Genomic DNA, 16,255 nt, shown 5'->3' with positions numbered 1-16,255 from the left:
CTACTTTACGACGCCTTCGCACCGACCGCGAAGGACGACGTCACCGTCTTCGCTCTCGCAGACGAACGAAACGTCGAGTGCCGTGTAGTCGTCGTACTCCTCGACGGACTCGTAGGTCGCCTCACAGGTGATTTCGACCCCGGTGTACGCCGGTCGGGGGAACTCGAACTCCATCGTCCGAGCGAGGAGGTCGATGTCGCCGCCGAGTTTCGTCGGCATCGTCGCCGTCAACAGGCCGTGTAACACGACCTGTTCCTCGTCGTTCGGAACGAGGTGGTGCGCCCCCTCGTCGTTCGAGAGGGCTGCGAACTGCTGGACGTCTTCTCTCGTGAAGGTTCGCGTGTACGTCTTCGACGCTCCCTCTCGAAACGTATCGTCTGTTGACATCTAGTGGCTCGTCTATCGAGGGTTCGAAGGGAAAGAGTTTCTACCGGGAGTCGAGCGACGAGAGGGTCGAAATCAGTCCCAGAACGATTGCGTGCGCGCATATTCGCGCTCTCGCTCCAGAATATCTCGATAGAAGTCGTCCTCGTCGTCGCGGAGTTTGTTGATGATACGCGCCGCGTTGTGCGGGCCGACGCCGCGGGCAGCGAGGGCGATGACCGCCTGTGTGCCGTGGGCCTGCACGAGACTCGCCGACCGATAGGCGCGCTTCGTGAGTCGCGTCTGTTCGTCGTCTTTCTCCGGCGCGCGGACTGCTTTGACCGTCTCGTCGTCCCACGGGTTGAGCGCCGCGATGCGAGTCGCGCCGCACTGAGGACACGTCGGCGGGTCGCGGACGCGTTTCACTGGCGTCTTTCGCGTCCAGTCCTTGCAGTGCAGACAGAACAGGAGCACACGGTCGTTCTGGATTCGGTCGCGCACGGTCTCGATGACGCTCGCGTCCGCGTTTTCGGGGACGAGTAGGTCCGTTCCAGACCCGCGCCCGCCGGTGCCGATTGGCGTGGGTTCGCGGGCGACGACGAGTTCGACGCTCCCCTCGCGGATGCGCGAGAGTAAGTCCATCGTCTCTTCGACGGCGAGGTCCGTGTGGAACACCTCGCGCACCGCCTCGTCGAAGACGGGCGTGCCTTCGAGCGCCGCGACGAGTCTGTCGCCGCCGAAGCGACCTCTCCCCTGATATCGCTTGAGCGCGCCGAATTTCGCGGCGACCTGCGCGAGCGTGAATTTGAGCGAGTCGGAGCGCTTGAGCGCGAGTTCGAGCAGGGCTTCGACGTGTTCGGGGTCCGTCTCGCGGAGCACCTCGGCGAACGTCGTCGGACTCACCTTCCCGGGCACGTCGAACTCGACGCGGTACGGGTCTACCTCCATCCCCACCGACGACCCGGTTCGCTGGCCGATGAGCGCCGAGAGGAGTCTGCCGAGCGTCTCGTTGACGCGGTGGCCGTAACAGGAGTTGAGCGTGACCTTCCGGGGCGAGCCTTCGAGGACGAGTCGATTCGCGGTCGGAATCGGTCCCTCGGCTTCGACCTGTCGCTCGATGGGTTCGAGCGCGGTCCACACGGTGTTCGAGTCGGTCGGATAGCGTCCGACGATGTCGTTGGCGACCGACTCCCGGCTCGCTCCGGATTCGAACTGCGGGGCGGCCACGTCGCGCAACTCGCCGACTTCGCCCGCGACGGCGGCGGGAACCGGAATCTCCGAGCCGACCCACGACGGCACCTCGCCGCCGGGGTCTTCGATTGGCGAGACGTTGACTCTCGCCTCCTCTTCGTCCACGTCGTTGACGCGCCACATCTCGCCGCGCTGGATGAACGTCGCGCCCGGCGAGGCGAAGTTGAGGACGAACTTCTCGTCCAACGTCCCAATCTGGCGACGCGAGGACATGTCGTGGACCTCGTAGGTCTCCTCGTCGGGAATCATCGAGAGGTTGGCGTAGAAGTACTGCCACGTCCCGCTGGACTTTTCGAGCGAGTCTTTGTCTTCTTCGAGCCACAGAAGCCGATTCCGCGAGAGTTCGCGCACGACCTGTCTGAACTGGTCTTCGGAGAGGTTCCTGAACGGATACGCCCGGGTCACGATTTCGTAGGTCCTGCGGGCAGACACGTCGCCGAAGTCCATGACGACGCCGACGATTTGGTTGGCCACGGTGTCGAGACTGCCGTGGTGGACCCGAGCGGGTTCGACCTCTCCGGACTCTGCACGGCGAGCGATGGCGAGCGCTTCGAGCGTGTCGTCCGGGTGGTCGGTGATGACCGTGCCACGAGAAACCACGCCGAGGCGGTGGCCCGCACGCCCGACGCGCTGGAGCAGTCGGGCGACCTCTCGGGGGCTGTTGTACTGAATCACGTGGTCCACCCGCCCCACGTCGATTCCGAGTTCCATCGAGGAGGTGCAGATGAGCGCGTCCAACTCGCCGGCTTTGAACCGGTCTTCCACGTCGATTCGAACGTCTTTCGAGAGCGACCCGTGGTGGACTTCGATGGCGTCGCCGAGTTTCTTGAATCGAGAGCCGAGTGCCTCTGCAGTTTGGCGGGTGTTGACGAAGACGAGCACCGACTCGTGACTGTTCACGATATCGCGGATGGTTCGGACGTGACTCGCAATCTCCGGGTCGGTGGCGAGTTTGCCGGCGAGGCGCTCGTCTTCGTTCGTCACCTCGGGTCTGACGACCTCGAACTCGACGCGGTTGTCAACGTCCACTTCGACGATGTCGAACGGTCGGTCGCCGGTGAGGAACTTCCCGACCTCTTCGGGCGACCCCACCGTGGCGGACAGGCCGATTCGCTGGAACGACCCCGCGAGTTCGTGGAGGCGTTCGAGACCGATGGTCAACTGCGCGCCGCGCTTCGCGGAGGCGAGTTCGTGTACCTCGTCCACGACGACGTGGTGAACGTCGGCGAGCGCCTTTCGTAACTTCTTGCCCGTGAGCATCGCCTGCAACGTCTCCGGCGTCGTCACCAACACGTCCGGCGGGTCGTTCGCCTGCTTCTGGCGCTGGTACTGGGTGGTGTCGCCGTGGCGGACCTGAATGTCGATTCCCAACACGTCGCCCCACCAATCGAGGCGCTGGCGCATGTCGCGGTTCAGCGCCCGAAGCGGCGTGATGTACAGTGCTGAGATTCCGAATCGCTCCTCGGCATCTGCGATTGCAGAGAAGACAGGCAACATCGCCGTCTCGGTCTTTCCGGTCCCCGTCGGCGCGATGACGAGCGCGTTCTTTCCCGACGTGAGCGGCGGAATCGCCCGGCGCTGTGGCTCGGTGGGGGTGGTGAATCCACGCTCCGAGAGCGCGTCGCGGACGGGTGCCGAGAGTTCGGCGAACACGTCCATCCCGGCGGCAACCTCGCCGTCTGGCATCGCCCGACGTTACGCCGCGAACCGATTAAGCACACCGCTCGGTGAACCCCTCGCCGGGAGATTCATGTCGATAGTGAGTCAACTCTCTCTGTGTCTCCAGAACGCGTGTACTGGATTTCGTTCGCCGCGTTCAGTGTCGCGGCCGCGGTCAGCGTCGGCATCGACATCGCCACTGACTCGGTTGGAATCGCCACCGCCCTCGCCGCAGGCGTGCCGCTCGCCCTCGCGTACGTGGCTGCCTTCAGTCGTCGGAATCCGGAGCGCTCGACCGCCCCGAAAGAGTGGGGAGCGCAAGTGTATCTCACCGTCGCAGTCGCGTGTCTCTTTGTCTTCCTCGTTGGTATCGAACTGTTTGGGGTGATTACGTGAGTCCCGAGCGAACGTTTTGGCTGTCGCAGGCGGGGTTTCTCTTTGGTAACCTCCTCATCGTGTTCGGTCTCGGGCGGCGCGAACTCGCCACGTGGGAACTCGTCGTCTGGGGCGGACTCGCCGTCTTTGCCGTCGTCTGTGTCGTCTACGCTGTCCAAGAGCGAGAGCGAGGCGTCCCGGAGTACTTCCGCGAGTGGACCGGCTGGCAACTGATGGCGAGAGTCACGAGCATCGCCGTATTCGTCATCGGCGTCCTCGTCACCATCTTCGGCTGAGTTCCCGTACGGTCACACCTGCCGAAAGTCACCCAGTCGCGTCCCGTCGAGCAGATACGCGTCTGCGGATTCGAGACCATCTGGCAGAAACGGCGACAGGAAACCCTGTCCGGGGACGTTCACCCACGTCCCCCCGGAGGTGTCGTTGAACGCCGGAAACATCACGAGTTCTGGGTCGTGCCACTCCAACTCCGAAACTGGGAGTTCGAAGTAATCGGCGAACACCTCGGGCGCGAGCGGGCCGCGGAGCCACGCACGCTCCTTTCTCGCACCACCGACTTCGTCTTCTAATCTGACTGCGGGATGTTCGTGTGCCGAGCAAATCACGTCGGCGGCGAGCACCTCCCGCGAGGGCCACGTGTGGCCGTGACAGAATCCCACGTCGCCGAGGCGGATGCCGGACATCTCGGCTACCTCTACCATATCGCCGAAGAAGTCCGCAAGCCCGCCGTCGTGGTTACCGGGGACGAGCGTCATCTCGGCGTAGTCGCGCACCGCTTCGACCAACTCGTTCAACTCGTCGGCCTCGTCGCCCTTCGGGTCGCCGATGCGGTGGCCGAGGTCGCCGAGAACGACGAGTCTGTCCGGGTCGGTTCGCTCTAAAAGAGTGAGGAGTCGCGCGCGCCGAACGTCCGCGTTCGACGGGAGTTCGACGCCGCGTTCGTATCTGAGTCCGGCTTCGATACCGGCGTGGTAGTCGGCCACGACGAGCGAGCGTTCCGGAAACCCGCGTCTGGTGGTTCGCGCCACCGCGGCGGGTTCGCCCGGAATCGGTTCGACGAGTGGCCGCGTCACGACCTCAGATTGCCTTCAGCACGTCTTCTTGCGGTTCGTAGCACCGACCGCCGAGCAGGGCGTCCTGAATCGCGCCTTCGACCGCGTCGGGGTCCGCGCCGTAGTCGTCCACGACGGCCGCGACGACGTTCTCGCGGGAAGCGCCGTCGCCGTCGTCCAGCGACTCCATCGCGTCGATGACGACCGATTCGAGGTCGATGTCCTCGGCCGGGGTTGCGTCTTCGTCGGTGTCTGCCGATTCGGGTTCCGTTGGCGGCTCGGATTCCGTCGTTGGTTCGGGTTCTGGCTCTGGCTCAGGTTCGACTTCGGCCGATTCCTCTGCTTCGAGTTCGTCCACGTCCGGCACGTCGATGTCCGCCTCGCCCGCCGGGTCCACGTCCGTTCCGGTCGTGAACTCGGTGCCGAACTCTGCTTCGACCTCGGCGCGCTCGTCGGCGTCGAGTTCGTACATGCCGTTGGGGTCGAGGTCCTCGTCGGTCGATTCGGCTGTATCCGTGGATGCGTCGGCCGTCTCGCTCGCGGAGTCGGAGCCGGTGTCGGCGAAGTCGCCGAGCGGTTCGTCCGCCGTGTCGGTGTCTTCGAAGTCCCCGAGTGAGCCACCGGCGTCCGGTTCCGAGTCGCCGAGGTCGTCGGAGAAGTCACCGAGACCGCCGGATTCGGCGCTCGCCGTCGCCGGTTCGGGTTCTGGCTCTGCTTCCGGTTCTGGCTCCGATTCGGTAATCGGCTCGGGGTCAGATTCGGGTTCCGTCGCTGGCTCAGAGTCAGCCTCCGGCTCGGATTCGACGACCGGCTCCGGCTCTTCGGTGGAGGCTGGTTCGGTGTCTGCGTCGTCCTGAACCTCGCCCTGCGCCGTCGCCGGTTCGGGTTCTGACGCTGGTTCGTCTGCCGGTTCTTCTTCGGCGTCCGTCTCGCCGACGACTGGCTCGTCGGTCGATTCGGACTCGGCAGTCGCATCGACGGCTGGCTCGTCTTCGGTCGGCTCGGCGGCTTGCTCGGTTGTATCCGAGACTGCCGCCACGGCGGCTTCGACCTCTTGCCCGTCAGCAGGCGCGAGGTCGAGTTCGGGGAGCGACCCGAGCGCGACGTCGTCGCCCTCACCGGGTTCGAGCGCGAGCGACTCGACCTGGTCGCGGTCGCCGGCGACCTGTTCGAGCGCCTGCACCGCGAGCGTGCGAACCGCTTCGAGGTAGGCGCGGGTCGTTCCGTAGTGGTCGATTGCGAGTGGAATCCCCGAAGCGAGCGACGATTCGACGCCGCGGGCTTCGAGCGCTTTCTGGAGTTTCTCGCCGCGGTACGGCATCGAGAGCGCCTCGTCGAAGACGGCGATGCGGTGGAGGGTCGCTTCGGCGGCCGAGACGGCCCACTTGTCGCGCACGTCGGCATCGACTTCGTTGATGCTCTCGGGGCGAACCGACGTGAACACCATCTCGGAGTCGTCGGGTTGGTAGGTTCGCGCCTTGCCGGTCAGCGCGACGAACGCCGGGGGCGTCGTCTGTTCGAGGAAGGCCATCGGTTCGGGTTGGTACTGGCCGGCGTAGGTGACGAACGCGCCGGTCGGGTCGGCGACGCGGCCACGGAGCACCTCGTCGTTGACGTGCTCGACTTCGGTGAGCACGCCCGCGACGAAGGTCCGGTTGAGCCGCGCACCCGTGGGCGAGACGACGTAGTTCGGCGCGCGCTCTTCGTCGCTCTCGGAGTACGAGAGCGTGGCGTCGTCGAACTCGGCGGCGAAGAGGCGGTAAGCGACTTCACGCGTGCCGACGACGGGCGACGAACTCATGCCTCTACCTCCGTCAGGACGGCAGTCGCACGGTCTGCTGGGTCGTCAGTCGATTCTTCGAACTCGTCGGCTTCGAGGTTCGCACCGTACTCGTCCACCGAGAGGTTACCGCGAACGCGGTACTCGTGGCCGACGAGCGTGTCTGCGATTGCGTCGGCGACGACTTCCTTGTCCATCGCTTCGCGGGCGGCCTCCATCGCGTCGGCCATCGTCCCGCCGTAGATTTCCTCGGTGAGGTCGCGGTCGAGAATCGCCGTCACCGTTCCCGTTCCGTCGTCGAGAATCGCCTTCACGCGCATGTCGTCGTCGCCATCGACCGCGCCGTGCTGGCGACATTGGCCGTTCTGGACGACGCGACTGCAGTCGGGACAGCGTTCGATGAGTCCCGAGCCATCGCGGACTTCGAGGACGTTCCCGAGCACTTCCACGTCGAACATCCCGCCTGCACCGACCGCTTCGCCGATTTTGAGGCGCGGCGCGGAGTCGGTGACTTCGACGGCGGTGTCCAGTACTTCGACGGTGGAGAACTCCGAGAGGTTCACCTGTGGGACGCCGCGGAACTCGCGGACGTACACGTCTTCGAAGCGGAGGCTCGCACCTTCTTCGAGGTCCGGGCGCGGTGCCCAGTCGGTAAAGGGGAGTCGTCCCGTCTCGTCGGCGAGGACGCCCGAGAGAATCGTCGTCTCGCCGTTTCGGCCCGAAATCGTTCGGGACTCGACTTCGAGGACGCGCACTTCGACGGCGCGTCCGCGGTCACCGGCGGCGAGGTCGATGAGGTCGGACTCGCCACCGATTTGGTCGTCGTACGGCGTCTCGACGGGGTCGGACTCGATGCCGACCGTCGAGGCAGAGCCGATGTTGAGTTCGGGGTTGCCGTCCCACTCGCGGACGCCCGCGTTGCCAATCGTCACGCTGTCGCCGGGCGAGAAGCCGAAGTCCTGCCACGCGGTGTACGAGATGACGCCGGACTCGTCGGCGAGTTGGCCCTCTCGGATGGTCTGTTCTTCGCCTTGATAGACGATAGAGCGCGTCCCCACGGTGAGCACGCGCACCGTCACAGAGACGTTCCCGCCGCCGGGTTCGATGTCGGCGATTTGCTTCGAGGAGGGTGCGGCGCTGCCGCCGGACGAACTCCCGCCGTGCTTTCGTCGCACGCTCTGTTTGGCTTCGTCGATCGGGACACTGTACTGCAAGAGGTTCTGCAGGTCGGATTTGACCTCCTCTTTGTCAACACCGAGGGCGGAGGCAAGCTCCTCGGCATGCTGGTCGAGTTCCATCGACCGGGAGTTCGCCCTCTTCGGATAAAAAGGGTTCCCGCGAGGCGTCACTGAATCGCCGGGCGGGGGCGAATCACTAAGTGGACAGGTATCGCTTAGAGAGGTATGAGCACCGACGACACGCAGGAGACAGAACCCGCCGTCTCGTTCTCGATGACGGTCGAAGACGGGTGGACGACGATAGTCATGGACGGCGACAAGGACACCGCCGTCGTGGTCCGCTCGGAGTCCGGCGAGCGTATCTACCTCCCGCCCGAGGGCTTCGACGCCCGCGACGACGACAACAGTCCGTACCAGCGGTCCGATAGCCCGTATCAATCGTCCTACGACTCGCCGTACCAGTCCGTCCAGACCGACGACTCGCCGTATCAATCGGCCCGCGGAACGATGCCGCGAAAAGGGATGGTTCCGACCCGAACCGGCTACCGAATTCGACACCCCGAACCGGTCACCGAAGTTCGATTGCTCCGATAACTCGTTCTCTCGACCGCTCGGCGAATTCCGTTCCCGTCGTTCGTTTCTACTCTTCCAGAACCGAGTGGTAGTACGCGACCGTCTCGTCTACCACTTGGTCCCACGTGTACGGTTCGTACTCGGGTTCGCCTTCGAGCGAGAGCGCGTACTCGATACCCTTGGCAATCGACCGGGAGTCCGGTTCGACTTCGACGACGCAGTCTTCGGGGAGGACCTCTGCGGCCCCGCTTTCGGTTGCGACGACGCGCGTGCCGGTCGAGAGCGCCTCCACGATGGTGATGCCGAAGGGTTCCGAGAGCGACGGCGAGACGAACAAATCGGCAGAGGCGTAGTAGTCACCGAGTTCCTCCTCGGGGACGTAGCCGACCCACTCGATTCGGTCTTCGACGCCGAGTAACTCGGCGAACCGCTTGAGTTGGTCGGTGAGGTGACCCGACCCGCCCATGACGAGGGTCACGTCGTCGCGGTCGAGTTTTTCGAGCGCGTAGATGAGATGCGAGATGCCTTTCTGGTCGGTGTGTCGGCCGACGAAAAAGAGCATCTTCCCGTCGATTCCTAACTCGGCTTTGCGGTCGATGCCCGTCGTCTCACACTCTGAGAAGCCGTTGTAGATGACGTCGCAGTCGCCGTCGTACTCCTCTTTGACCTTACCGGCGAGGAGTTTGCTCACCGCGAGCAGGTGGTCACAGCGGTCGGCGATGCGGCGTTCGGTCTCGACTTCCCGCTGCGGCGGGTCGATGTTGCGGTCCGACGAGAGCGAGTGGAACGTCGTAATCCACTCGATGTCGGGGTTGGTCGTCTTCGCGCGCGACCCCGGCCCGTAGCCGAACCAGTCGTGGGTGTGGATGATATCCGCGTCCTCGGCGCGCTCGGCGAACGCCGTACTCAGGCGGCCGATTCGGGTGATGATGTCTCCTTCGCCGGTCGGGACGCCCGTGATTCCCGGTCTGTCCGGTGCGTACTCGGCCGGAAGCACGAGTTCGATGTCGATGTCGTCGCGTGCTTCCATTCGCTCGAAGAGTTCGCCGACGTGTGTGTCCAATCCGCCGCTGACGTTCGGTGGGAATCCCCACCCGAGCATGAGAACAGTAGGAACCATGATGGAACAGTCTACTCCAGAGCAGTATTTAATTCCTGTCCGAACTGGCGGGCGGTTCCGGACCGAAACGCGTTTTCGAGCGCCGAGTGAGGTTCGACCATGCACGTCCACGTGAACGCCGCGACGAGCGTCGATGGAAAACTCTCCTCGCGCCGCCGCGAGCAAATCAAAATCAGCGGCGACAATGACTTCGCACGAGTGGACGAGATTCGGGCGAACTCGGATGCAGTGCTCGTCGGCGTCGGGACGGTTCTCGCGGACGACCCGCAGTTGGCACTCGACGCCTCCAAGCATGTCGCCGCGCGCGAGGCACGGGGTGAGTCACCACACCCAGCCCGCGTCGTCGCCGACTCGCGCGCTCGCACGCCGGTCGATGCGCGGATTCTCAACGACGTGGCCGAGACCTACGTGCTCGTCTCCGAGGCCGCCCCCGCCGACCGAATCGACACGCTCGAAGCGGCGGGTGCGACGGTCGTCGTCGCGGGCGACGAACGCGTCTCGTTTCCCGAAGCCTTCGAATCGCTCGAAGTCGAGGGTGTCGAGCGTCTGATGGTCGAAGGCGGCGGCGAGGTCATCTTCTCGCTCTTTTCGGACGAACTCGTGGACGAACTCACCCTCTACGTCGGGTCGATGGTCATCGGCGGCCGCGACGCGCCGACGCTCGCCGACGGCGAGGGTTTCACCGAGCAGTTCCCGCGTCTCTCGCTCCGCGATGTCGAGCGCGTCGATGACGGCGTACTCCTCACCTACGACTGCTGAGATGCCGCGGGAAGAGCGTTGACACTACTTTTCGCGGTCGTGCGTCGGCGTGCAAACAGGCGCAATGGGTAAGAGTGTCGCACTGATACGACTCTGTATGAGCACACTCGAAGCAACGGACGAACCCATCCACGTCGAGAGCGAGAGCCACCTCGACGAACTCATCGCCGAACACGAAATCGTCCTCGTGGACTACCACGCCGAGTGGTGCGGGCCGTGTAAGATGCTCGAACCCACCGTCGCGGAAATCGCCGAAGAGACGGACGCCGTCGTCGCAAAGGTCGATATCGACGAACTGCAAGAACTCGCGCGTAATCAGCAGATTCGCAGCGTCCCGACCCTCCAGTTCTACGCGAACGGCGAGAAGGTCCAGCAGGTCATCGGCGTCCAGAGCAAAGAGGACCTGGTCGAAATCATCGAACAGGCGGCGTAATCGGCCATCGATTTTCGTGTTTTTCACTCTATGAGCGGTGCGACCGTCGAAAACGAGGACGGAGAGATTAGAACGGTGCGTCGGAGACGTCGGGTTCGAACGGTTCGTCGTAGTCGAAGCCCATCCCGGTCGATGCGTGGACCTGGTTGATTTCGTCGAACTCGGCGACCATCCGCGACTTCAGGGCTTGAATCGTCATCGGCGAGATACCGCACCCCGAACAGGCACCGGTGAGCGAAATCCAGACTTCGCCCGTGTCTTTGTCGAGCGCTTCGATACCGGCGTCGCCGCCGTGCATCTGAATCTGCGGGAAGTTCCGACGCATGAACAACTCGATGCGCTCTTCGAGGGACTTTTCGGAGGCTTGCGAACTCATACTGAGTGGTGGGTTGTGGGTGAGTATAACCGTTTCTTCGCCGCAGAGCGTCGCCGATGTGGGCGAGAAGTCGTGCCGAGAATCTCGACTCCCGCGGAAATCACCGGACGCGATTGTGAACTACCAATCGGCGAGGGCTTTTTACCACTGAGAGAGTATCCGAACGTATGATTTCACTCGACGAAGCGGTAACCGCCCGACTCGAATCTCACGGTGCACGCTTTGAAGTCCTCATCGACCCGGATGCCGCACTTGCCATGAAACGCGACGAGTTCGACGGCGACCTCGAAGACGTCATCGCGGCCGAGGACGTGTTCGAAGACGCCTCGCGCGGTGACCGCCCCGCCGAGAACGACCTCGAAAAGGTGTTCGGAACGACGGACCCGCTCACCATCATCCCACAGGTCGTCCAGAAAGGCGAGATTCAGATTACGGCCGACCAGCGACGCGAGATGCAAGAGCAGAAACGACGCTCGCTCATCAATCGTATCGCGCGCAACGCGGTCAACCCGCAGATGAACGACTCGCCGCACCCGCCCGAGCGAATCGAACGGGCACTGGAGGAAGCAGGGTTCAAAGTAGACCCGATGGAACCCGTCGAATCACAGGTTGACGACGCCCTCGACGCGCTTCGGCCGGTGCTCCCGATTCGATTCGCGGAGGTCACTATCGCCGTCCAACTACCGGCACAGTACGCTGGCAGTGGACAGGCGCAAGTCCGAAAATACGGCGAACTCGAACGCGAGGAGTGGCAGAACGACGGCTCGTGGGTCGGCGTGCTCACGTTCCCCGCGGGGATGCAGAATGACTTCTACGACCTCGTGAACAACATCACGAGCGGCGAGGCCGAGACGCGAATCGTCAAAGACAAAGGCGAGTTGTAATCCGGTTCGAAGCGGCGCGCGGCGCGACTATCCCTTCTTGAAGCCGACGAGGAAACCACCGGTAAACCCGGCCGACACGGAGACGGTCGAGAGAATCGTCGAAATCCAATCCGGGGGCGTCTCCGAGGCGGCTTGCTGGCTCGCTTTGACGAGACCGCCGCTGAGGCGTTCCCAGTCCACGGTGAGGATGCCGCGCGATTCGAGGAACTTGAACACGGCGAGTTGGAGACCGATGATGACGGCGATGAGCTTCGCCACCTTCTTCGCGGCGAAGCCGATGACGCCGCCGATGACGGCCCCGCTCCCGAACTCGATGCCCAGTTGCTGTGGGTCGAGACTGAACTGTAGGGGGTCCATACCCCGAACATCCCGCGGCTTCGTATAAGTCGTTTGTGGGTGACTGAATGGAAAACTGAACGGTCAGCGAGTGCGACACGTCACGCGGTTTTCGGATCCGAGTAATCTACAAGACGCCTGCCGTACAACTCCGGGTATGGAACGGGAGGTGACGGCTAACCATCTCAGTGGGTGACCCCGGCCGAGCGGGGCTTAAGTGCCTCCAGCGGTTACGTCAACGTGACACAGTGCAGGCTTCGTATCACACCTGGGAGGTCCGACGATGACGAACGTCGTCGTCGTCAAGCGAGTCGATCGCGGCGATGCCGACCTGTCTGAGGTCACCGACCTCGCCCGCGCCGCGGGCTACGACGTCGTCGGCAGTCTCTCGCAAACCCGAGAGGAAGACGCCGCGTACCACCTCGGAGAGGGCAAAGTAAGCGAACTGGCGGCGCTCGTCGCCGAGACCGACGCAGCGGCGGTCATCTTCGACAACCGACTGGGCCCGTATCAGACCTACAACATCGCCCAGAAACTGCCACAGAACGTCGAAGTCATCGACCGGTTCACGCTCATCCTCGAAATCTTCGGCCAGCGGGCCAACACCCGAAAGGCTCAGCTACAGGTCGAACTCGCCGAGTTACGCTACGAACTCCCGCGCGCCGAGGCGAAAGCCTCGCTCGCAAAGCGGGACGAGCGCCCGGGGTTCATGGGCCTCGGCGAGTACGACGAGAGCCGCGAACGCGACATTAAAGCCCAGATTTCCCGAATCAAGAACGAACTCGACGCGATTGCGGACAAAGAAGAGACCCGCCGCGAGCAACGCCGCGAATCCGGGTTCGACCTCGTCGCCCTCGCGGGCTACACGAACGCGGGGAAATCGACCCTGATGCAGCGATTGGCCGACGACTTGGAAGTCGGCCAGAACGACGACTTACACCCGGACCTCGACCCGACGGCGGAGTCGAAGAACCAACTGTTCACGACGCTCGGGACGACCACCCGCCGCGCGGAGACGGGCAAGCGCGACGTGCTCTTGACCGACACGGTCGGGTTCGTCTCCGACCTCCCGCACTGGCTGGTCGAATCGTTCAAGTCCACGCTCGACTCGGTGTACCGCGCCGACCTCGTGTTGCTCGTCGTCGATGCCTCCGAGTCGCTGGACGCGATGCGCGAGAAGCTCATTACCAGTCACGACACGCTCTACGAGCGCAACGAGGCACCCATCGTCACCGTCTTCAACAAAATCGACGCGGTTGACGACGAGGAACTGGAGGAAAAGCGCGCCGCGCTCTCCGCGCTCGCGCCGAATCCGGTCGCCGTCTCGGGGCTGACTGGCAAGAACATCTCTGAGTTGACCGCACGCGTCGAAGACGAACTCCCCGCGTGGGAGCGCGAACGTCTGTTGCTCCCGTTGGTCGAAGACACGATGAGCGTCGTCTCGTGGCTCTACGACCACACCTACGTCGAACAAGAGGAGTATCAGGGCGAACAGGTGTTCGTGGAGTTCGAAGCCTCGCCGGCAATCGTGGAGAAAGCGCGGGCGAAGGCGGCCGACTTGTCGTTGCCGTCCGAGTCTGCCTGAGCCGACATTCTGTCAGAGAGCAATAACTTGTAACAGGGCGGCGCTCGAATTCGGTACTCCGTGAAACCATCAACGATAGTCCTCGCGTTCGGTGTCGCCCTGTTCGCACTGCCAATTCCCGGTACGTTCGTCACCGGCGCACTGGTGCTCCTCGCGGGAGCGCTCGCACGCTGGTTGGGTTCGTAACGCGGACGAATTCAGCAGTTCTTTCCTCGGAGAGACCACCAGACCCTGTTCGTAGCCGACTAGGCGACTCGGTAGCGCGCCGAGCGACCCTCACTGTCGCACGAGGAGGATTCCGAGTCCGAGCAGGCAGAGTCCGATTCCCCACCACAGGTCACTGCCGGGAAGGAATCCGAGGACGAGCGTCACGATGCCAGACGAGAGAACCGACCATCCGATAGTTGTACGGTACGCCATGGGCATCGTAACACTCGAATGTCATTAGTGCTTGTTTATTGACTGGTAGTAATTTCAGTTCTCCTGTACTGTTCGTCCGGAATGGAAGTCACGATGCAGTCGCTGCGTTCAAAAACCACGCTCCCTCTCGGCGACGCTCGTGGCCTTACTCGACCGTTTTCTTCTCTTTCGACACCACTTCCACGTCCGAAATCTTCGTCCCCGGATACTGTCCCTCGGAGTCCTTCTCGGCGGCTTTGACCATGTCCCAGACGACGTTGAGACCGGTCGTCACGCCCTCCAAGGCTTCCATCTCACAGCCAGTCTTGCCGGTCGTCTCGACCGCGACAGAGAGCGTGACCGCCGCGGAATCGACCTCGAACTCGGTGTCGATGTTCGTAATCGGAATCTGGTGGCACATGGGAATCGTCTCCCACGTGTGCTTGACCGCCTGCACCGCGCCGATGCGAGCAGTCGCCAGCACGTCGCCCTTCTTCACCTGATTGTCTCGAATCGCTTCGACGGTCGATTCGGAGAGGTGAATCGTCCCGCGGGCGACCGCTCGCCGGGCCGTATCGGGTTTCGCGCCGACATCGACCATCTGCACGTCGCCGGATTCGTCCACGTGGGTCAGGTCGTTCGCGTCTTCGCCAGTCATTCTTCACCCTCCAGACCCGCCGGGAGGCGCTTGAGTACATCGGTCGCAACGAGTCCCGAACCGAACTCGTCGGCCGCGAAGTCGCCCGCGCGACCGTTGGCGTAGGCCGCGACGGCGGCGGCATCGAGTGGCGAAAGCACGCACGCCAGCGCGCCGGTCGCGCCAGCGAGCACGTCGCCGGTTCCGCCGACGGTCATGCCGGGGTTTCCAGTTCGGTTGACGCGCACCTCGTCGCCGTCCGAAATCACGTCGTACCTCCCTTTGACGAGGAGCGTGTGTCCGAGGTCGGCGGCGAACTCCGCTACGAGGTCGGTCCGTTCGCGCCAGTCACTCGCAGTACTGCCGCCCATCTTCTGTAACTCACCTTGATGCGGCGTGCAGATGAGGGTGGCTTCGCTGTCGATTTCGGGGACGACTTGGAGCGCGTCGGCATCGACGACGGCCGTTCCCGCGAATTCGGCGAGGAACTGTTCGACCGCCGCGAGCGAGTCGTCGTGGTCGCCGAGGCCGGGACCGAAGACGACCACGTCGCGGTCGGCGGCGTAGTCGAGGAGGTCGGAGACGTGTTCGGGAGAGAGGTGGTCGCCCGAGAACTCGCGGACGATGAGGTTCTCGGAGTAGCCCTGCACCTCGCGGGCGACGTGTTCCGGGCAGGCCACTCTGGCGAGGTCGGCACCGGCGCGGAGGGCGGCCTGCGCGGCGAGCGCGGGCGCGCCGGTGTAGGGTCCGCCGCCGACGACGAGCACGTCGCCGTGGTCGCCTTTGTGGCTCTGCGAGTCGCGGTGGAGCGCGAGCACGTCGCCGGGACCAGTGAACAACTCGGCGGCCGCTGGAATGCCGATATCCGCGACCGTCACGTCGCAATCGAGCGCATCGAGACCGGGTTTCGCGTCGTGGAAGGTGACCACGTGGTCGGCATCGACGGCGACTCCCGCCGAGTCGCCGGTGTCGGCATCGACGCCGGAGGGGACGTCTACGGAGAGAACGAGTGCGTCAGAGTCGTTGATGGCGCGGGCGGCGGTCGCTTCGGGTTCGCGCAGTGCGCCCGTGACTCCGGTTCCGAGCATCGCGTCGATGACGAGGTCGGGGGTTCCGAGGTCGAAGTTCGCGGAGTCGGTGACGGTTTGGACGTTCGCTTCGGCCGCGACGAGCGCGTCCCAGTTCTCGCGGGCGATGGTCGTCGAGATGGTCTCGGGGCGACCGAGGAGGGAGACGGTCACGTCGTAGGCGTTCAGAAACCGGGCGGTGACGAGGGCGTCGCCGCCGTTGTTGCCGCGACCGGCGACGATGGCGACTGCGGAACCCGGCTCGACGAGGTCACGGACGACCCGAGCGACGGCGTTACCGCTCGACTCCATGAGCTGTTTTCGCGGCACCCCGAGCGCTTCAGCGTTCACATCGACGGCGGCCATGCGTCGGCTGGTAATCATGGATTCGTGTTCGCCCGGCGATGCGT

Annotated in this window: 19 protein-coding genes; 8 read left to right on the top strand and 11 right to left on the bottom strand. The window is 63.9% G+C overall.

What is annotated here, in order from left to right:
• Both ACFQJC_RS09585 and ACFQJC_RS09580 read right to left on the bottom strand, forming a co-directional pair.
• Complete coding sequence (locus ACFQJC_RS09585) at positions 1–387, bottom strand: hotdog family protein (protein WP_390223104.1); 387 nt, start codon at positions 385–387, stop codon at positions 1–3.
• 72 nt (positions 388–459) lie between these two features.
• Entirely contained in the window at positions 460–3,300 is a 2,841-nt protein-coding gene (locus ACFQJC_RS09580; RefSeq protein ID WP_390223103.1) for a DEAD/DEAH box helicase, read from the bottom strand.
• Between the two features lie 90 nt (positions 3,301–3,390).
• Between ACFQJC_RS09580 and ACFQJC_RS09575 the strand changes: the two genes are divergently transcribed.
• Entirely contained in the window at positions 3,391–3,669 is a 279-nt protein-coding gene (locus ACFQJC_RS09575) for a hypothetical protein (protein WP_390223102.1), read from the top strand.
• The gene (locus ACFQJC_RS09570; protein ID WP_390223101.1) at positions 3,666–3,944 is read left to right on the top strand and encodes a hypothetical protein; all 279 of its coding nucleotides are present in this window, start codon (positions 3,666–3,668) and stop codon (positions 3,942–3,944) included. Before ACFQJC_RS09575 ends, ACFQJC_RS09570 begins: the two co-directional genes overlap by 4 nt.
• Before the next feature lie 12 nt (positions 3,945–3,956).
• Here the strand turns inward: ACFQJC_RS09570 and ACFQJC_RS09565 are convergent, their stop codons facing one another.
• From ACFQJC_RS09565 to ACFQJC_RS09555, 3 genes are read right to left on the bottom strand one after another with little or no spacing between them, the layout of a single operon-like run.
• A complete protein-coding gene (locus tag ACFQJC_RS09565) occupies positions 3,957–4,739 on the bottom strand; it encodes a metallophosphoesterase (protein ID WP_390223100.1) in 783 nt (260 codons plus the stop codon).
• Positions 4,740–4,743: 4 nt separating this feature from the next.
• A complete protein-coding gene (locus tag ACFQJC_RS09560; protein ID WP_390223099.1) occupies positions 4,744–6,519 on the bottom strand; it encodes a rpa-associated protein in 1,776 nt (591 codons plus the stop codon).
• Positions 6,516–7,796 (bottom strand): Single-stranded DNA binding protein, encoded by a 1,281-nt coding sequence (locus ACFQJC_RS09555; RefSeq protein WP_390223098.1) that lies wholly within the window; start codon positions 7,794–7,796, stop codon positions 6,516–6,518. Before ACFQJC_RS09555 ends, ACFQJC_RS09560 begins: the two co-directional genes overlap by 4 nt.
• A gap of 105 nt (positions 7,797–7,901) precedes the next feature.
• On the opposite strand from ACFQJC_RS09555, the gene ACFQJC_RS09550 reads away from it, so the two are divergent.
• Positions 7,902–8,270 (top strand): DUF7510 family protein, encoded by a 369-nt coding sequence (locus tag ACFQJC_RS09550; protein ID WP_390223097.1) that lies wholly within the window; start codon positions 7,902–7,904, stop codon positions 8,268–8,270.
• Between the two features lie 46 nt (positions 8,271–8,316).
• On the opposite strand, the gene ACFQJC_RS09545 is transcribed toward ACFQJC_RS09550, so the two are convergent.
• Complete coding sequence (locus tag ACFQJC_RS09545; protein ID WP_390225579.1) at positions 8,317–9,351, bottom strand: glycosyltransferase family 4 protein; 1,035 nt, start codon at positions 9,349–9,351, stop codon at positions 8,317–8,319.
• A gap of 117 nt (positions 9,352–9,468) precedes the next feature.
• Here ACFQJC_RS09545 and ACFQJC_RS09540 point away from each other — a divergent pair, with 117 nt between their 5' ends.
• Together ACFQJC_RS09540 and trxA are read left to right on the top strand one after the other, a co-directional pair.
• The gene (locus ACFQJC_RS09540) at positions 9,469–10,128 is read left to right on the top strand and encodes a 2,5-diamino-6-(ribosylamino)-4(3H)-pyrimidinone 5'-phosphate reductase (RefSeq protein WP_390223096.1); all 660 of its coding nucleotides are present in this window, start codon (positions 9,469–9,471) and stop codon (positions 10,126–10,128) included.
• Positions 10,129–10,225: 97 nt separating this feature from the next.
• A complete protein-coding gene (trxA, locus tag ACFQJC_RS09535; protein ID WP_390223095.1) occupies positions 10,226–10,561 on the top strand; it encodes a thioredoxin in 336 nt (111 codons plus the stop codon).
• Between the two features lie 67 nt (positions 10,562–10,628).
• Here trxA and ACFQJC_RS09530 read toward each other — a convergent pair whose 3' ends face one another.
• On the bottom strand, positions 10,629–10,937 hold the full coding sequence (locus ACFQJC_RS09530) for a NifU family protein (RefSeq protein WP_390223094.1): 309 nt from the start codon (positions 10,935–10,937) through the stop codon (positions 10,629–10,631).
• 167 nt (positions 10,938–11,104) lie between these two features.
• On the opposite strand from ACFQJC_RS09530, the gene ACFQJC_RS09525 reads away from it, so the two are divergent.
• Complete coding sequence (locus ACFQJC_RS09525; RefSeq protein WP_390223093.1) at positions 11,105–11,821, top strand: ribosome assembly factor SBDS; 717 nt, start codon at positions 11,105–11,107, stop codon at positions 11,819–11,821.
• Between the two features lie 27 nt (positions 11,822–11,848).
• On the opposite strand, the gene ACFQJC_RS09520 is transcribed toward ACFQJC_RS09525, so the two are convergent.
• The gene (locus ACFQJC_RS09520) at positions 11,849–12,178 is read right to left on the bottom strand and encodes an FUN14 domain-containing protein (protein ID WP_390223092.1); all 330 of its coding nucleotides are present in this window, start codon (positions 12,176–12,178) and stop codon (positions 11,849–11,851) included.
• A 262-nt stretch (positions 12,179–12,440) separates the two neighbouring features.
• On the opposite strand from ACFQJC_RS09520, the gene hflX reads away from it, so the two are divergent.
• Complete coding sequence (gene hflX / locus ACFQJC_RS09515) at positions 12,441–13,742, top strand: GTPase HflX (RefSeq protein WP_390223091.1); 1,302 nt, start codon at positions 12,441–12,443, stop codon at positions 13,740–13,742.
• Positions 13,743–13,802: 60 nt separating this feature from the next.
• Entirely contained in the window at positions 13,803–13,928 is a 126-nt protein-coding gene (locus tag ACFQJC_RS09510) for a hypothetical protein (RefSeq protein ID WP_390223090.1), read from the top strand.
• Between the two features lie 90 nt (positions 13,929–14,018).
• Here ACFQJC_RS09510 and ACFQJC_RS09505 read toward each other — a convergent pair whose 3' ends face one another.
• The 3 genes from ACFQJC_RS09505 to ACFQJC_RS09495 form a co-directional block, all read right to left on the bottom strand.
• A complete protein-coding gene (locus ACFQJC_RS09505) occupies positions 14,019–14,162 on the bottom strand; it encodes a hypothetical protein (RefSeq protein ID WP_390223089.1) in 144 nt (47 codons plus the stop codon).
• A 145-nt stretch (positions 14,163–14,307) separates the two neighbouring features.
• On the bottom strand, positions 14,308–14,799 hold the full coding sequence (gene moaC, locus ACFQJC_RS09500; protein ID WP_390223088.1) for a cyclic pyranopterin monophosphate synthase MoaC: 492 nt from the start codon (positions 14,797–14,799) through the stop codon (positions 14,308–14,310).
• Positions 14,796–16,229, bottom strand: coding sequence for an NAD(P)H-hydrate dehydratase (locus ACFQJC_RS09495; RefSeq protein WP_390223087.1), 1,434 nt, complete (start codon positions 16,227–16,229; stop codon positions 14,796–14,798). The genes moaC and ACFQJC_RS09495 overlap by 4 nt, the downstream gene beginning before the upstream one ends.
• Positions 16,230–16,255: the final 26 nt, after the last annotated feature.

Origin of the sequence: Haloferax namakaokahaiae (assembly GCF_042663225.1) — an archaeon.
GTDB lineage: Archaea > Halobacteriota > Halobacteria > Halobacteriales > Haloferacaceae > Haloferax > Haloferax namakaokahaiae.
The sequence above is the reverse complement of the archived record's forward strand: the minus strand, read 5'-3'. Positions and strand labels throughout refer to the sequence as shown.

Coding starts and splice junctions, on each gene's coding strand:
- trxA (WP_390223095.1), top strand. CDS start 10,226: ATGAGCACACTCGAAGCAACGGACGAACCCATCCACGTCGAGAGCGAG.
- ACFQJC_RS09530 (WP_390223094.1), bottom strand. CDS start 10,937: ATGAGTTCGCAAGCCTCCGAAAAGTCCCTCGAAGAGCGCATCGAGTTG.
- hflX (WP_390223091.1), top strand. CDS start 12,441: ATGACGAACGTCGTCGTCGTCAAGCGAGTCGATCGCGGCGATGCCGAC.
- ACFQJC_RS09495 (WP_390223087.1), bottom strand. CDS start 16,229: ATGATTACCAGCCGACGCATGGCCGCCGTCGATGTGAACGCTGAAGCG.
- ACFQJC_RS09525 (WP_390223093.1), top strand. CDS start 11,105: ATGATTTCACTCGACGAAGCGGTAACCGCCCGACTCGAATCTCACGGT.
- ACFQJC_RS09580 (WP_390223103.1), bottom strand. CDS start 3,300: ATGCCAGACGGCGAGGTTGCCGCCGGGATGGACGTGTTCGCCGAACTC.
- ACFQJC_RS09560 (WP_390223099.1), bottom strand. CDS start 6,519: ATGAGTTCGTCGCCCGTCGTCGGCACGCGTGAAGTCGCTTACCGCCTC.
- ACFQJC_RS09550 (WP_390223097.1), top strand. CDS start 7,902: ATGAGCACCGACGACACGCAGGAGACAGAACCCGCCGTCTCGTTCTCG.
- ACFQJC_RS09555 (WP_390223098.1), bottom strand. CDS start 7,796: ATGGAACTCGACCAGCATGCCGAGGAGCTTGCCTCCGCCCTCGGTGTT.
- ACFQJC_RS09505 (WP_390223089.1), bottom strand. CDS start 14,162: ATGGCGTACCGTACAACTATCGGATGGTCGGTTCTCTCGTCTGGCATC.
- ACFQJC_RS09545 (WP_390225579.1), bottom strand. CDS start 9,351: ATGCTCGGGTGGGGATTCCCACCGAACGTCAGCGGCGGATTGGACACA.
- ACFQJC_RS09585 (WP_390223104.1), bottom strand. CDS start 387: ATGTCAACAGACGATACGTTTCGAGAGGGAGCGTCGAAGACGTACACG.
- moaC (WP_390223088.1), bottom strand. CDS start 14,799: ATGACTGGCGAAGACGCGAACGACCTGACCCACGTGGACGAATCCGGC.
- ACFQJC_RS09520 (WP_390223092.1), bottom strand. CDS start 12,178: ATGGACCCCCTACAGTTCAGTCTCGACCCACAGCAACTGGGCATCGAG.
- ACFQJC_RS09540 (WP_390223096.1), top strand. CDS start 9,469: ATGCACGTCCACGTGAACGCCGCGACGAGCGTCGATGGAAAACTCTCC.